The sequence below is a fragment of the Pseudomonas sp. Pseusp21 genome (genome assembly GCF_059492145.1).
In genome coordinates this window covers 2445342-2462615 of the sequence record NZ_CP168520.1, presented here as the reverse complement: position 1 = coordinate 2462615, position 17274 = coordinate 2445342, and the positions used below count along the sequence as shown (strand labels likewise).

The window sequence follows — 17274 nt, the reverse complement described above, 5'->3', positions numbered from 1 at the left end:
CGGAGGCTGGGCGGGCTGACGTGTATCAGATGCCAGCCCGGGCCATCGCTTCACGCGTCAGTTGTCTGCTCAGTTCCCGTTCCTGATAACCGATGTCCCGTTGCCGGCTTTCGAACTCTTCCTGACTCATCTCCTCGCCGGTCAGCACTTCATCCAGCGGGACGGACAGTTTTTCGGCCAGTTTGACAAGCCGCTTGAGCACGTCCGTCGGTTCCTGACCCTGGCTTTGCGCTTCCTGCCACTCCTTCGTCAGGGACAATAATTCCAGCTTGTCCTGATGAAGCTCGGTGTTGCGAGCGAAATCACTCGGATATTGCTTGCGCAGGTATTGCTCCCAGAAGGGTTGCTCGATCATCTGGTTGACCAGACCGTCGCCCGCTTCCGCGTCGATGATCGTAGCGTATGCCTGATCGATGGTTTTATCCGTGACGCCGGCTGTCGGGCGAAAGTTCATGGCTTCGGATTGCCATGGCAGTTCCAGGCGTTTGGCCAGCCCGGTTTCATAAGCCAGGTGGACCTCGACCTCATCGGGATTGCCTCCTCTTTGCCGGATATCGGCCCGTGCAATCCCGGTGACTTGCTCAAGGCGGGCGGAGCCTTTGGCCAGTTTCACCAGCTTGCCTTCGACTTCGTCAGCGCTGACTGAAAAGTGCCGGGCCTCCGAAGCCAGCACCTTCACCCCCATGTTGTTGAAGAGCTGCGCACCGGCATCTGCGCAACCTTCGGGTTCGGTGGACATGAGGAACAGTTCTTCGCGTAACGGGGTGTCGATTTCAATGGCATTGACCATGCGCCAGACACGATCGGTGAGTTGCGCTTTCGCACGGCCTCCCTGCTTGTAGTCGGCCGATCGAGTAAGTCCTTCCAGCACGGTGAAGAAGCCGAGGGAATCGGGTTCGTTCACCAGATAGTGCCAGGCCTCCGGTCGATAGGCACCGGTACCGGGAGATTCGCTGTACATCGATGCATCGCTGGGCGGTATCCACATCAACATCAGATCTTCGGCGGGCTGCTGATACCTTACCCTGGGACTCATCCCCACTGATTCGCGGTACAGTCCGTACGACTTGCGTACCTCTGGCGTAAGCTTTGTCCGATCGACCCGGGTGCGGGCAATGAGAAAGGCCTTGTCCGAGCCCGGGGCAACTTCGGGAATCGAGTGGAGCCGGTTTTTCAGCAGATCGAGGAAAAAGCCCTTGGGCCTGGGATGGCTGAACAGCCCCGCCGGCCAGGCGGTGATATTCGTATTGGCCAGGTTCAGCACCTTGAGTTTCGGCATATGCTGAATGGGCGGCGAGTCGCCCAGGGGATTGTTGTCCAGTCTCAGGGTTTCCAGATGCTCGAGGTTCTGCAGCTGTTCGATGGCGGGCGGAGTCAGTTCGATCATGTTGTCACTCAGGCGCAGGGTTCTGAGCTGACGCTGTTGGCCGATGCTGTCGGGCAGCGTTCTCAAACCGCAGTTTCTGGCGCTGAGCTGCTGCAGATTGGGGAAGTCCTTGAGCAGGCCGCTTGGTCCGGGTGAGAACTGCTGGCGATCCAGATTCACCGTAGTGACTTGTTGCAGAAAGGGTTTGAGATCATTCGGCATCTGTTTCCACCAGCGCTCGAGGTCGCTTGGCAGGACTTCCGTGGACAGGTCAAGGGCATACCCGTCTTCCAGACTGGAGCTGCGTTCACCGAAAACCTCGGACTTTCGGTCGAAACACTCCATCAGGCGCTCCGCGATGAGCCTGCCACCCTTGCGCTCGTAATCCCAATAGGCGTCCGGCAAGCGTCCGCCGTCATCCGGGTCATAGTCCTCCAGATAGCGCTGGCGCCAGTTCTCGAGTTTTTGCTTCAGCTCCTCGCGCTCCTGTTTCAGGCGTGCGATTTCCAGATGCGGGTCGCCTTTGGCATGCAGTGAGCGGGTGAATGCGGCCACCTCGTTTTCATCGAAGTGCGGATACATCTCCTGCACTTTGGTTTCGACGGTTTTTTCCGCGAACGGCCAGACCTTCGACAATCCCGGACCTCGTAGCAGCAACTCGGTGTCCCGTGGCACAACGGCGCGCAGGGGGGGGCGGGCGAGCAGAGTCCGACGTTCGGTCGGGGGGGCGGTTTTGACCGTGACCCATTGTCTGAACATTTCTCCCTGGTCAGTGCGATAGCCCAGCGCAGCACGTTTGTCTTCGGGCAGGGCCAGCAGGACAGCTTGATAGAAATCATCGGCGTCATGCTGCTTTCGCTGAGCGGCATCCAACACTTCGTAGCGGCCGCGATCGTCTCTGATCAGCGTGCGCACGGTGCCCGCTTCTTCGGGGCCGGTGCTGGAACGTAGTGGCCCGTCAGGGGTTCCGTCCCGGACTTCGATACGCAAGTCGCCGAAGGTGTCGGTGTGAATCTTCAGGGTATTGAGGATGAGCCGTTCGGTATCCGGTACCAGCAGCGCGGGTTCGTGCAGGCCCTCGACGGCGCGCGTCGCACGGGTTTCGAAAGCGCTTTCACGGGCCATGTTCTTCACGCGCAGCGGAATACGCTGTTGTTCGGCGATGATTTGCCGCTCGCCATCCGTTGCCCGTTCCAGCAATGGACGCGCCACCGAGGACGGCAGTTGTGGAAATTCGCTTTGCAGCAGGTGCACCTGTGGATCGTCGGAGCGGTCCTGAAGACGGTATTGGTAATCGAAAATCTCGGGTGTCCGGGTTTCCACGGCGTGCGCCAGTTTGTCCCGCAAAGCCTGGACCTGCCGGTCGCGGGGATAGGGACTGCCCAGCAGGGCAGTCATGTCCTGTTCACTCAAAAACGCCGTCAGTCGCTCCGGCAGTCGGCCGCTTGTCATGTCCGCCAGGCTGATGTTCAGGGTGTTCTCAGGCGTGACGCCTGAATGACCGTACTGGCGAAAGGCGCCACTGAGGTCCGCGTTTTCATAGACTCTCAAGCCCTTCTCGACGGGCCATCCCGGCAAGCTTGGGGCGATGGTCTCGAACCAGAACGAACCGGCGGGCAGCGGCTGTCCGGTGCGCACCAGGTGGCTCAAGCCACGGGTACGTTCCCAGGTCTTGAAGCGGGTGAGGGTGTCAGCCAGCAACGGAGGCGGGGCGGCGTTTTCGACGTGCATGCGACGCAGCGAGTCGTCGGAGGTACCGCTGATGCTGCGCAGCTTTTCCAGTTCGGCGGGGTTATAGCCCTCGGTGGAGTGCCCCAGACGCTGCATCAGTTGCGATCCCTCCCAGTCTTGCGGCTTTTCGCCTTCCAGAGTCCAGGCGCCCTGGCCGTTATGCCGGGCTTCGGGCCAGTAGGCCTGGGCGCGTGTCGGGTGAACGATGCGATGCGTCTCGCCCTGCGGGTCGAGTTGCACTTCGTAGTGTTTGCCTTCGATGGGCAGGAAGGTCTTGCCCGAATGACGATGCAGGCCAAGTGCATCGGGTTTTGATGTCTCTGGCAGCGCCAGGCCCGGTTGCTCGTAGGGCGTGAGGTCGGGGTGCCACAGGCGCGTCTTGCCGTCGATCGAACGCACCGGTTTCATATTCTCGACCAGGGGCGACAATTTGAGCCGGAATGCACTGCCGATGTTCGAGCCGGCGTGGAATGCCGCCAGTTGCAGGATATCGGTGATCACACCCAGCACATGCTCGCCGAATTCGGCGTAGTGCCCCTGAATCAGATCCCCTACCCCTTCGATCGCTTCGTTGATGATTTGAAACGCGGTATAGGCCAGCATGGCTTCGCCCAGCAATGGCACGAAAGGGGTCACGACCAGCAACGCCACACTGAAGATGTCGGAAGCGATTTTCTTGAAGTTTTCCCACCAGGCCCAGCGTGCGCGGCTGTCTGCGTCCGCTGTGGACACGGCGATGACTCGGGCGTCGTTGAGGATCTTGTTGAGTTGTTGCTGGTAGAGGTAAGTCCACAGCGGTTCGGTGATCGGGGGCGCGCTGAATTGCAGTTGTGGTTTGTCCACAGGCGTTTCACGCCAGGAGGGGCGGGGATCGCCTCGTTCCTTTGGATACCATTTGATGTAAGTGAGCCGCTGTTGAAGGTCGGCGAAGAAATGGCCGCGCTGTTCGTGATCGACGAACTGACTGAAAAACTGGCGATACGTGATACCGCTGGACTGCGCGGTCTGGTTGTCTCTCAGCTGGCGGCTCAGTTCGTTCATGAATTCGATCGTCGAGGGGTACTCCTTGAGCGGGTGTTCGGGATCCTGTGGCACGTAGGCGATCATTGTCTGCGAGTGCTGCTTCTGATCGGGATCGGGCCGGATGATCAGGATCCCGGTGAAGTTCAGGTCCATCATGCCCAGCTCGCACACCTTCATGGCTTGCTCGCCCAGCTTCAGGTGCTCCTGACCTTCGAGCAGGTCCCGAATGAGCAAATGGGCCTGCCGGCCGATATCTTTTTTGGCCAGCGCAATGTGCGCGGCTGCCTTTAGGGCCGCTTGCTGACTGCGCTGGACTTGCAGTTTCAGAAAAGCCTGGGCGACCGGCTCCCTGTTGAGCAGATGTTCTTCGAGGTGGGCCTTGTATTGCGCACCGATATCCAGCTCCCGACACAGTGACTGGAACTGGCTCACACTGATGATTTTGTCGATCGGTGAAATATCGAACAGCTCACGGGCCGCATCGGTCTTTTCCAGGAACGCGGAGTGTTTCTCGAATGTTTCGTCGTAGGCAAAGTTGTGCAGTGCTGCATCCAGCAATGAAACTGTTCTTGCGGTATAGCCGGGTATAACTTGAATGGCCCACCAGCTGCTTTCCCGGGAAACGTATAACCGCAGATAAGTATTTTTTACGTCGACATCGATGTTGAATTTTTCAAGCAGCTTTGCCTTCAGCAAAGGTTCGGCGAAAGCCTGAATGTCCTTCAGTTTTGCGAGTGTATTGTCGATCGTGTTTTGTGCATTCCAGGCTTTCCTGTTGGCATTGTTCATGCGTTCCAGGTGCTTGGGCGGTGCTGCGCTTATCCACTTTTCATTGCGCAGGGGCACTCGCCTCAGTGCGTGACTTCGATGCAATTGCATATCGAGAAAGACGGAGTCGATGTTCGACTTAATCAAGTCGTAATGTTGCCCTTTGTTTTCAATTGTTGCGGTCATTGCTAAAGCCTTGAGTCAGTCGGAAGTTTCAAGGCTAACGTTCGGGGATGGGAATGATTAGTTTAAAAGCTGGTTGTACAAGTGCGGTTTTAATAGCGGGTCCGATTGAATATTGGAATGTTTAAAACATATAAATAACACCCGGGCGTTTTCAATCCGGCACAGAGGCGCGCGCATTCAGGGAAGCCACTCTCGATGCCTCGGGCGGCAGACATTGTGAGTCGCTGCCCGGTTGCAGGTAAGGCATCAGGATCGGCGCCATGCCCTTGAGCACCTGCACCGGCAGGGCCGAGGTGAATTTGAAGTTCTCCGCCGAGCGCCCCGGCACGAATGCCGTGAGCGTGCCGAAATGGTGGTCGCCGATGTAGAACACGAAGGTCGCCGTGCGGTTGATCGACTTCGAACTGAGAATCCGCCCGCCGGAGCCAATCGCTTCGATCCGGTTGTCGCCTGTGCCGGTCTTGCCGCCCATGGTCAGCGGTGTTCCATCGGCCAGTTTGAAACTGCCGGAAACACGTTTGGCGGTTCCCGAGTCCACCACTTGCGACAGCGCTTCACGCATCGCCGTGGCGACTTCGGACGGCATCACCCGTTTGCCCACATGAGGGTCATTGACCAGTTTGGTTTCGTAAGGCGTGCCGGCGGCAAAGTGCAGGCTGTCGATGCGCAGGGTCGGCATGCGCACACCGTCGTTGAGGATGGTGCCGATCAGCTCGGCCAGCGCAGCGGGGCGGTCGCCGGAGCTGCCGATGGCGGTGGCCAGCGACGGCACCAGGTGATCGAACGGATAGCCGACTTTCTGCCAGCGCTGATGGATCTCGAGGAACGCCTCGATCTCCAGCATGGTGCGGATCCGGCTGTCACGGGCACCCTTGTGCCTGCTCTTGAACAGCCAGCTGTAGACTTCCTGACGCTCGAACTGGCTGGCCTTGACGATGTCCTTGAAGGTCGCGTCGGGGTGGTTGAGCAGGTAGCCGATCATCCACAGGTCCAGCGGGTGAACCTTGGCGATGAAGCCCTGATCCGGCAGGTCATAGGTGCCGGGGCCGTAGGCCAGGTAGAGCCGTTCCAGGCGTTCGTCGGTGAGTTTTTCGGTGAGCTTGGCGCCTTTCAAATGCGAACGCACGAAGCTGTTGAAATCCTCCTGGCTGGCGTTGGGCAGCAGGTAACGGTGCACGGCAGCCATGCGGATCGGGGTCGGGCGCATGCTGTCGAGGAAGGTGTCGAGCCGGGCCTGGGTGTCCTTGTTGCGGTACTTCTTCCAGAACTTGAGCAGGAACGAAGTGCCTTCGCGGTCGGCGAACGAGGCGAGGTATTCCTGACGTCGCGGGTCGCGGTCGTCCTTGAGCAGCTCGGCGCTGTTGTTGGGGCCGGAGTAGGTGGTGTAACGCACCAGGTCACGCATCAGACGAATGAACGGCAGGTTGATCGACTCACGCAGGGCATCGCGCAGGGTCGGCAGGCGACCGTTGTCTTCCTTGCGAAAGTTATGAAACGTGTGCAGCCCGCCACCGGTAAAAAAAGCTTCGCCGGGACTGGCTGAGTATTTGCGATCAAGAGCTGCGCCGAGCAATTTCGACAGGTCGCGATCCTTGTTCTGGATCAGGTAATCGACCACCCACCAGCTCAGGCGATCCTGTTCCGGCACGTCGACTTTTTTCAGTTCCTGCACGGTCATGGCGCCGTACTTGTCATGCAGCTCGGCGATGATTTGCAGGTAGGTGGTCAGCACCCGCATCTTGGCGGTGGAGCCCAGTTCCAGCTTGCTGCCCTCGTTGATATCGAACGGTTGGTCAGTGCTGTCGGTCTGCACCCGCACGCGCGAGCCGTCCGGCGTCAGCTCGAACAGGGTGAAGCTGTAGCGCACCTGAGTGGTGCTGGTGGGCGTCAGCAGGCGTTCGCCCATCAGGCCGACTTCGGTCGCATAGGCCGGGTCAGCCAGTCGTTTCAGATAGGCGGTGGCCTGGGTTTGCAGTTCGCCTTGCAGGGTGCTGGTGGCGGACAGGTCGAGGCGGTCGAGGTCATACAGCGGACGGTTGAGCATCGACGCCAATCGACTGCGGGCGACACTGATGCCTTTGTTGGTTTCGATTGGCTGGATCGTCGGTTGGGTCTGCCAGTCGCGATAGCTGATGGTGCTGGCCAGCGCCGCATCGGCCAGGGCGGCGTCGATCACGCCGTTCTGTCTGAGCAGGCGCAGGTGGCTGTTGGTCAGTTCGACCAATTCTTCGCGGCCCTTGGTCAGGTAATGCGAAGGGCGGCGCTGGGCGATCATCAGCGAGAGCATTTCGCGCAGGGCCAGGCCCTTGTCCGCCATGGACTGCGGATCGGTCGCCGAGCTGGAGAGTTTGCGGTTGGCCTCGTTGAAATCGGCGCCGTACCAGACCCGCAGGCCCTCGGCCATGCCGTGTACTTCGCCATGCCCCGGCACCGCCGACAGCGGCACACTGTTGAGGTAATCGCGAATGATGTTCTGCCGCGCCGGCAAGGTGTCCGGGCCGCCCTGATAGGCGCGCACGCTGGCGGAAATCATCTGGCGGATCTTCTCTGCACCGGACACCGTCAGACCATCGGGCGAGTGGCGGTATTTCTCAAGCTGGGTGGCCAGGGTACTGCCACCGGCCGACTGCCCCGGCAAGTGCAGCAACTTGGCGACTTGCGACCACGCGGCCATGCCGAAGCGCGGCCAGTCCACCGCCGGGTTGGCCAACGGTTGTTTTGGATCGAGCAGAAAACGGTTTTCGATGAACAGCAGGCTGTTGACCACCACCGGTGGAATCGACTCGAAACTCGCGTACAGCTGTTGCGGATAGTTGTACTGATAGAGCGGCGCGGCGCGGCAATCGGTGATCGACAGGCCGGCCTGGATCTTCTCGGAATAGGGCACGAACAGGCCCTTGTCGGTGTAGTTGAGCAGGGCCGGAGAGAAGCGCGTCTGCTCGGTGATCACGTAGTTGCGCTTGATCAGCCGTGGCAGGAACTCGTCCAGCGAGCTGTACCCCAGACGCAGGTCGAACGGCCCGTTGCCCGGATAGCGGATCGCTTCGCTGGGCCCCGGCTGCAATTCGTATTTGAGTTTGGCGGCGTACTGGCTGACCTCGCGGGACTGAAAACGCGAGGTGCGCATTTCCTTCATCGCGGCCAGGCCCACGACAATCGCGATGATCACCACCAGGAGCCAGAAAGCCTTCCACCCGTGCCGGTTGCGGCGGGGTTTTTCAGGTAAAGGCGCTTCATCCACACGTTCAGTCGGAACCACTTTTTCACTCGAATCGGTTTGCCACAAAGCGCCCATAGTCGATTGATCCATTCACGCAGATTGATCGGACTTGACTGAAGCTTAGTCGCTGGTTGGCGTCGGTGAAAAAATTGTGAAGGTCATCGAGCGGAGACGGGATCGAGCGACGGGGCGGTGAGGATCCGAGGCGCACAGGTATCGTCGCGTCTGTATCGGGAAACATAACAAGCTGAGCAAAAAGTTTCTGACTGACGCTCGCCAATCTGGAAAAAAGTTGTCTGGATTTGCAATTAATTGATGTGTTTTTCAAGTGTCAAATTCAAGTTGGGTGTTGTTTATTAAATGCTCATTTCTTAAGTTGGAGTTTCATCGTGGGTACGTACTTCCGGTCTTTTGCACGCTTCGCGCCTGCAGTAATTAATAATGTTGAAAGTTTAACCGATGAGTATTCGGAAGTGGTCCTGGCAGCAATTCCACCCGCGCTTGTTAATATGTCGAAGTCCAATCTTGAGATGTTGAAAAAGATTACACCGTCGACACCTGATTGGCTGAAAAGCGCTTCGCCTCAACAACGGGCGGAGGCACGCAGGGCCATAGAGGAAAGCGTGGCCGCGCACACTGCATTCAGTGCCCTGATGGACCAGGTCAAGTCCCCGGAGGCGTTCGCCGAGCCACTGCTCAGGGCGAAGCTGAAGGACGAGACGGGATTTGATATTGAGCTGCAGAACTTTTGGCTGGCATTCTCTCCTTCTTCGATCCCCTCTTCGCATCCTCCGACTGAACGTTACACGTTTTTGCAAGCAGCCCTTCACAACTTCGATGAAGAAGAAACGGACTTCAGGTCATTTTCCCGTATCGGTTGGGAAGCCTATCAACCGACCGATATGCGGATCAGTGCACTTCGTTTCATCGAATTGTGTCGAGAGCTGGATGTCGGCCAGCTTTATCAGGCCCATATCCGGCAAGCACTGAAGCTGGATGATGCGACGGGTCTTAAAACGCTGAGTGATGCCTTCACTGCTTATCAGAGCGCTTCGTTGAAAGCGTCAAGTCATGTTGCTGTGCTCAAGGGCGATATTGAGGCCAGACATCATCGGGCCCTGCTTGAAGTAGCTGACGGCAAAAAAGATGTGAAGGTTGACGGCAAGTCTCTCTGGTATCGCGGCATTAGCTTCATGAATATGCCATTGGAAGGTTGCGCGATTTTCGAGATTGCCGATCCGGAAGACGATAGCGTTCTCGATAAATTGCTGCCAACTGTTGATGGATTCTGGCCAAACGACTTGATCGTCTGGATTCCTGATGATCCCGATCATCCGCTGAAACTTTATCCGAAGCTAACGGCACTCAAGTCTCAACTTGTCAGCCAGTTTGTGCGCAAGCCTCAGGATGAAGAGGCCGACCCGCAAGCACCGACCGACTATCAGGTGTTTTTTAGCCGCTTCGTAAAACATAAAGACCGGCCGAAGTTTTTTTCCAGCTTTACCGAACTCGTCACTGCGAACGGTCCGAAAATCCGTCGTCAAAAAAAGGAGCCGGACTTTCTCCTGCAGGAGCTGATAGTGAGCCCTTCAGGCGATCGCTGGGATACGAGCCTCGACATCTGGCAGGTATCTTTCAGACGCTTCAGGCATCGATTATTGGCTGATGCACGCAGTGCCGCTGTGCCTACCGCTGACGCTGATGCTCGCGGGCGCCGTGCCTGGCTTTCACAACTCCTGGACATTGGTTTGATGGCGTTGAACCTGGTGTCTTTCGTGGTGCCCGCAGTCGGGGTTCTGATGCTCGGCGTCACGGCGATTCAGCTCATGGATGATGTTTTGGAGGGAATTGAGGATTTGAGCCTCGGCGACCGGGAAAACGGTTGGCAGCTCATCCACGGGGTTCTGGTGAATCTGGCGATCATGGGGGCCGGGGCCGCGTTGATCGGGAAACTTGCATCGGGAGGCCGCACGGAGTTTTTGCCGATCGAACTGGAAAATGGACAGAAACGGCTCTGGAAACCAGACCTGGCGGCTTACCGGAGCAAAGTGTCGCTGGCCGATGTCGAGCCCAATGCTCGCGAGCAGTTTCTCGTCGCGAACAAACTGTATGTACGCGTCGAAGGACACGTTTATGAAAAACGCTTCGATCCAGTAACCAACACTTGGCGCATCGTCCATCCTCGCAACCCCAACGCTTATCAGCCTTTGCTTTCCGAAAGTGCAAACGGCTGGAATCACGGCCCGCACCGCCCCGTACCGGCACTGTCGCCCGAACTCCCCCCCGTTGCGCCCGTTGACGGGCACGTTCTAACGGGCGAAGGGGCTTCGCTTGACGTCGCTCCCGCACATCCCCCGGCGGTGTCGGGCATCGATAACCGAGTCAATGCCCGATACGCGGTCGAGGAGTCGCTGATTCTTGGACTTCAACCGGCCAAAGGTGTTTATCGCAGTGTCGACGGGCAATGGTGCTACATCCGCAACATCGACGATGCCGGCGTCGTCTCGGTGTATCGGATCCGTGATTCGTTCAATCTCAACGCCGAGATCATGGACGTCAACATTGTTGATCCGCAGAGTAATCGTGCGACAGAGCTGCGCCTGCGCGAGGTCGCGCCCGATCAATGGCAACCTCTGTCGTTGAGAGGGGGGGCCAGGCCTGACAACTTACTGGCTAAAATAGCTGCTTTCGAGCGCAAGCAACTGCCCAACGGTCTATGGGAGCCGAAAATCCTAGTGGTTTCCCTGTCCGACACGAGGTATTTGCCAAGTGATTGGGGGCCCATGCATGAGCTTCCGTTTTCCATCGAACCGACCAGCATTCACCAGGCACTCGAGATGTCCGAGTTGGGTCGACTGCCTGTTGCAACCGACTTGATGGAAGGCCCCACGGGGAAATTGTCGCCGGGAATCGCGTCGCAGCTCGACATGCGAGAGGGAGGGGGCAGCTTCCTGTTTACCATGCAGCGCATGAAGTATTCCGGTGCCGTCGAAGGGGAGTTCAATGCACTCAAAGTCATCGACCTTGAGGCGGGCGAACGCCCTGAGGGTACGAATGCGATTTCTGCGTATTGGTCGCCGCAGGGAGGCTACGTCGATGTCCCCATTCACCCTGGATGGGGGCAACCGGATCATGTTTTCACACCCGGTTTCAGCGGTTGCTCCCTGGTGGTGGAACAGATGGATGAAAACCTGCTTCGGGTCCGGCATGTCGAGGCCAGCCATGAAGCTGCCCAATACGTCGATCTGGCCCCGCAAGAGCATGGATGGGGGCTGAGTGCCGCCATGGAGCTTCCGGACTACGGACTCCGTCTGGACCAGAACGGCAATCCCGACTCGATACTGACGGGCTTCGCCTTCATGAAGTACGACCGAACGGCTCGCGTCTGGAAACTGCACTATCAATCCAATCAAGGGGCGACCGCCATTGCCCACTATTCGAAGGAGCAACCGGGCTGGTTTTCCCGTCCCGATACGCTGGTACGAGTCTTTGGCCGGACGAAAGTCTTGAAGATCAATACCCGGCCAGTGACGACCATCGAAAGGTCTGTCGCACCGGCCGGCCTGTGACGTTGCACCATTGCTGTGCAATACTCGCCGGCCATTTGCGCGGTGAATAATCCTCGAAATGCAGGATGGTTTGTCTCGTAAACCTCGTATTTGACGAGGTTTACGTCTGAATCAGATGCCTTATAGAGTGAAAAAACCTGTCGCAAGCTTTTTATACTGCACGCCCCGCTGATCCCGCAGGTTGCTTCTGCGGGACGGTTCTGCCCACGAAGCAGGGCCGGTTCTACCCCAGGCGCAGGCTTATCGGCCGACGCTTGAACACTCGGTGGTCACATCCAATAACAAGACGAGGAAGTCCCCCATGCCAGTCGGCAATCACCCGCCCCATGGCGAAACCGCTCAAGGCGGCCCGCTCAAACGCGAACTCGGTGAACGGCATATTCGCCTGATGGCGCTCGGCGCCTGCATCGGTGTCGGTCTGTTTCTCGGTTCGGCCAAGGCCATCGAAATGGCCGGCCCGGCGATCATGCTCTCGTACATCATTGGCGGTCTGGCGATCCTGGTGATCATGCGCGCCCTCGGCGAAATGGCCGTGCACAATCCGGTGGCCGGCTCCTTCAGCCGCTATGCACAGGATTACCTCGGCCCGCTGGCGGGCTTTCTGACCGGCTGGAACTACTGGTTCCTGTGGCTGGTAACCTGCGTCGCCGAAATCACCGCGGTGGCGGTGTACATGGGCATCTGGTTCCCCGATGTCCCGCGCTGGATCTGGGCGCTGGCGGCGCTGGTCAGCATGGGCTCGATCAACCTGATCGCGGTGAAGGCCTTCGGTGAATTCGAGTTCTGGTTCGCCCTGATCAAGATCGTCACCATCATCGCCATGGTGCTCGGCGGCATCGGCATCATCGCTTTCGGTTTCGGCAACGACGGCGTGGCGCTGGGGATTTCCAACCTGTGGGCCCACGGCGGCTTCATGCCCAACGGCGTGACGGGCGTGTTGATGTCGCTGCAGATGGTGATGTTCGCCTACCTCGGTGTGGAGATGATCGGCCTGACCGCCGGTGAAGCGAAGAACCCGCAGAAGACCATCCCGAATGCGATCGGCTCGGTGTTCTGGCGGATCCTGCTGTTCTACGTCGGCGCGCTGTTCGTGATCCTGTCGATCTACCCGTGGAATGAAATCGGCACCCAGGGCAGTCCGTTCGTGATGACCTTTGAACGTCTGGGCATCAAGACCGCCGCCGGCATCATCAACTTCGTGGTGATCACTGCGGCGCTGTCGTCGTGCAACGGCGGCATCTTCAGCACCGGGCGCATGCTCTACAGCCTGGCGCAGAACGGCCAGGCGCCGGCCGGTTTCGCTCGCACCTCGAGCAACGGCGTACCGCGTCGGGCGTTGCTGCTGTCGATCTTCGCGCTGCTGTTGGGCGTGCTGCTCAACTATCTGGTGCCGGAAAAAGTCTTCGTCTGGGTGACTTCGATTGCCACCTTCGGCGCGATCTGGACCTGGGTGATGATCCTGCTGGCCCAGCTGAAATTCCGCAAAGGCCTGAGCGCCAGCGAACGGGCCGGCCTGAAGTACAAGATGTGGCTGTTCCCGGTCAGCTCCTATCTGGCGCTGGCGTTCCTGGTGCTGGTAGTCGGCCTGATGGCGTACTTCCCGGATACCCGCGTGGCACTGTATGTAGGCCCGGCGTTCCTGGTGCTGCTGACCGTCTTGTTCTACGTGTTCAAGCTGCAACCGAAGGATTCGGTACAGGGCGCGATGCGTTCGGCTTCGTAATTCGTTGTCGCTGAAACCTGAAAGCCCCGGTCGAAAGTCCGGGGCTTTTTCATGGGGGTGAGATGATGCCGCTGGTCTGAAATCAGCGCAAAAAACGACCTCTGATTCAGAGTCATGTTCGAAGGTTTATCTACGTTGTTTCCCGCGCAGCCGTGAACAGAGGCGCAGGTATGAGGATCAGCGATTTTCTCGTACGAGAACTCGGCCGCCGTCAGGTCGTGCTGTTCTTCCTGCTCGCCACGCTGCTCTACATCCTGCCGCTGATTCTTGCCGACTTCCCCTACATCGACGACAACTGGCGCACCCTCGCTGCCGGCAACGCCTGGGCGGGGCAGGGGCGGTTGTTCATGGATTGGCTGTATCAGGCGCTGAGCTTCACCGGCGCTGCGCCGAATATTTTTCCACTGCCGCTGTTGCTCGCCACCGTAGCGATGTCGTTCGCTCTGACCCGGCTGACCTTCCACTATTTTCCCGAACCGACGCTGGCCTGTTGTCTGGTGCCGTTGCCGCTCTGGTACAACCCGTTCCTGTTGCAGAACCTGTCCTATCAATACGACGGCGCCGGCATGGCCCTGAGCCTGGTCGCGGTGATTTATGCAATCACCTTTTGCGGCGCTTCACGCATTCAGCGATGGCTGGTGCCATCGGTGTTGCTGGCGCTGGCGATCGGGTTGTATCAGATCAGCCTGAATGTGTTTCTCGGGTTGTGCTGCCTGGAATTGCTCAGGAATGTTCACCGGCGAGTGCCGTGGGATGAACTCTGGCACCGGTCGGGCTGGCGGCTGGCGCAACTGCTGCTGGCGGTGTTGATTTACAGCGTCACGGCTTATCCATTCACTGACGCCGGACGCACGCAATTGCTGAATGCGAGCGCTGACCCGTTGCTGCAGATCGGCGTCAATATCGGTCGGGTGATGGAGAAGGTTGCGCTGCTGTTTCACGGCGGGTACACGGTAGTTTTTATTGTTTTGGTGCTGTGCGCCGTGTTCGGCGCCGTGCAATTGGGGCGGCATATTCGTGAGCGCAAAATGTCCCGCGCCAAGGACTTGCTCCTGAGCTTCAGCTGCCTGCTGCCATTGCCGCTGATTGTGCTGCTGGTGCCGGGCATGACGCTGTTGTTTCGCGATTTCAACGAAGGCGCGCGCACCTTGATGGGGTTCGGCGTATTGCTGATGTCGCTGTTCTATCTGGCCTGGCTGGGGTTGATGCCGCTGCATCAACGGTTGCCTTTGATGCTGGCGATTCCGCTTCTGGCCACGCTGTCACTGTCCTTCGCTTATGGCCGGGTGCTGACGATGGAAAAAACCTTCGCCAGCAGTGCTCTCTACAGCCTCAGCCACGACATCTCGTCCCATCGCGAACTGCGCGAAGCCAAACGGATTTATATCTCGGTGACGTACTCCGACCGCTGGCTCGCGGGGGCGCAGGGCACCTTCCAACGGCTGCCGGTGCTGCGCTACCTGCTGAACGTCGACTATTTCATGCTCGCCGAAAACCTGGCCTCGGCCGGTATCACCAACGTGGTCGCCGAGCGCGAACGTCGCAACGCGACCCATGTCGGCCTGATGGGCTATCCACCCTTGTTGGAAAGCCTCTATTACCGCCTCTACCTGATCGGCGACTACGGCTTCATCGTCATGAAAGAGCCGCCCCACGGGCGGTTATTGCAATGGTGACCGTTGGTCAGAAACCAGCGCCTACCTGTAATTTCTGACAGTAGACCGCACCCGTACCTTGCCCTAGCGTGAAAGCTCCGCCCGTTGCAGTGACAGCAAGGATTCACGATGAGGATCTTGTGGAAAGGATTTCCCGCCCAAACGGCAATCGGCCTCGCCGCAACGCTGGTCCACTGGCAGGTTTTTTTCGTACTGACCAGTGCGGTTCAGCTCGATCAGGCGGCCAGCAACTTCGCTGCGTTTTGCATCGCCGCATCCTTCGCGTTTTACATGAACGCGCTGTACACGTTCGAGACCGGAACGTCGGTGCTGGCGTACCTGATGTTTATCAGCGTGATGGGGGCGTTGAGTTACGGCACAGGCGTGATCGCCGATGCACGGAGTCTGCCGGGGCTGGTGACGGTGTCGGTGTTTTCACTGCTGGATCTGTTGCTGGGGTACTGCTTTTTCCGGTTTGTGTTGTTTCGGGGGCGGCAGTCATGAAAAGCGCTTCTGCTAATGCGAACGAACACTTTCTGAGCAGGCCCTGGAGCGCACAGGAAATCTATTTCTTTTTTCAGATAGCAACCTTGCTGCATGTTTTTCCCATTTTGTTCGCCGACTACTTGTACATCGATGACCAAGGGCGATCGATGCTCGGAATCAAGGGCTGGACTGAAGACGGCCGACCGTTGGTGGAGTTGCTGTATTCCGTTCTGACATTTTCCTCATCGTTGAATATTTTTCCATTACCGTTACTCATTGCCACCGTTGCCATGTCTTTTGGACTGAGGCGACTGGTCACTCACTATTTTTCTACTCCGGGGTTTGTTGAGTGCCTAGTGGTTTTACCCCTGTGGTTCAGTCCGTTTTATTTACAGAACCTTTCATATCAATATGACGGGCCGAGCATGACGTTGGGCCTGGTTGCAGTGATTTATGCAATCACTTCAAATCCGGCATCGGCTGTGGGGCGGGTAGTACTCTCCGCGATATTGATTGCTCTGGCGCTTTCTTTTTATCAGGTGTGTCTGAACGTTTTTATCGGTCTGGCGTGTATCGATGTCTACCGCTGCATGATCTCTGGTACAGCGTCTGAAGTGCGGAAGGAACTCTTGCTGAGAACCGGACAATTGGCAGGGGGATTGCTTGTTTACTGCTTGAGTTCGTATCAGTTGATAAGCGGTAGCCGTCAGGGATTTGTCGAGATTGATAATTCCACGGTGAGAGAGTTGCTCATGCGAATTGATACTTTCAATCAGCACATGTTTCTTCTATTCAATATTGGCAATGTTTGGTTTTTTTCGTTGCTCATCTTTGTTGCAGCTTTGTGTTTTGTGCTCACGGGGTATCGTTGTGTCGCTCGACAGGAGGGCGGCTGGGCCAAGTCGAACACGTTGGTGTTGTACCTGATGACATTGCTCGGGGCTGTGTCTGCGATTTATGGCATCGGACTTCTCGTGCGCTATCCAAACTTTGGTGCGCGGAATCTGATGGGGTTTTCTTCTATGTTGGTTTTTTTGATGTTTTTGAACCGACAAGGATTGATGCAAGTAAACCGATACCTGACATACCTGTTGGTCATTCCGATTGCTTTTATGCTTAGCTTCTCTTTTTCCTATGGTCGGGTCATGGTGGCGAAAAAACAATTCGAACAAGTTGTCGTTCAGAACCTAAACTATGACGTTGTTTCTCATGCAAATCTTCGAGCTCTGGAGCGGATCAATTTAATCGCCGATACCCGTTATTTGTGGATTCCTGGTGCAAAAAAACAATTGATGCTTCACCTGTGCTTCCTTACATACTTGGTCTGGATTTTATCTTGCTGCCAGAAAATATGCTCAGGGCTGGACTGACAAATGTTTTTGGCGGTGTAAAAGACGAACGCGATACAGTGGGGTGTGGGACGTGTCAGCAAGTTCTAAGTAATCGCTATTACGACATCTACATATTGGACAAAACCGGTTATGTGTTTATGAAACGCTGGAATGAGGTGAAAGATTCCGATCACCTCTGATCCAGCGTTTTACCTT

7 protein-coding genes are annotated in these 17274 nt (G+C 57.5%); 5 read left to right on the top strand and 2 right to left on the bottom strand.

Annotation, left to right across the window (positions count from 1 at the left end; translation table 11 throughout):
- Nucleotides 1-25 precede the first annotated feature (25 nt).
- Both ACEN93_RS11045 and ACEN93_RS11040 read right to left on the bottom strand, forming a co-directional pair.
- Nucleotides 26-5074, bottom strand: coding sequence for an NEL-type E3 ubiquitin ligase domain-containing protein (locus tag ACEN93_RS11045; protein ID WP_490841482.1), 5049 nt, complete (start codon nucleotides 5072-5074; stop codon nucleotides 26-28).
- Nucleotides 5075-5225: 151 nt separating this feature from the next.
- Nucleotides 5226-8369, bottom strand: coding sequence for a transglycosylase domain-containing protein (locus ACEN93_RS11040; protein ID WP_495611408.1), 3144 nt, complete (start codon nucleotides 8367-8369; stop codon nucleotides 5226-5228).
- A gap of 314 nt (nucleotides 8370-8683) precedes the next feature.
- Here ACEN93_RS11040 and ACEN93_RS11035 point away from each other — a divergent pair, with 314 nt between their 5' ends.
- The 5 genes from ACEN93_RS11035 (at nucleotide 8684) to ACEN93_RS11015 (ending at nucleotide 17097) form a co-directional block, all read left to right on the top strand.
- A complete protein-coding gene (locus ACEN93_RS11035) occupies nucleotides 8684-11863 on the top strand; it encodes a dermonecrotic toxin domain-containing protein (RefSeq protein WP_495611407.1) in 3180 nt (1059 codons plus the stop codon).
- A gap of 301 nt (nucleotides 11864-12164) precedes the next feature.
- Nucleotides 12165-13586, top strand: coding sequence for an amino acid permease (locus ACEN93_RS11030; RefSeq protein WP_011335773.1), 1422 nt, complete (start codon nucleotides 12165-12167; stop codon nucleotides 13584-13586).
- 170 nt (nucleotides 13587-13756) lie between these two features.
- Complete coding sequence (locus tag ACEN93_RS11025) at nucleotides 13757-15262, top strand: glucosyltransferase domain-containing protein (RefSeq protein WP_495611406.1); 1506 nt, start codon at nucleotides 13757-13759, stop codon at nucleotides 15260-15262.
- A gap of 108 nt (nucleotides 15263-15370) precedes the next feature.
- Entirely contained in the window at nucleotides 15371-15745 is a 375-nt protein-coding gene (locus ACEN93_RS11020) for a GtrA family protein (RefSeq protein ID WP_414882027.1), read from the top strand.
- Entirely contained in the window at nucleotides 15742-17097 is a 1356-nt protein-coding gene (locus tag ACEN93_RS11015) for a glucosyltransferase domain-containing protein (protein WP_414882028.1), read from the top strand. The genes ACEN93_RS11020 and ACEN93_RS11015 overlap by 4 nt, the downstream gene beginning before the upstream one ends.
- Nucleotides 17098-17274: the final 177 nt, after the last annotated feature.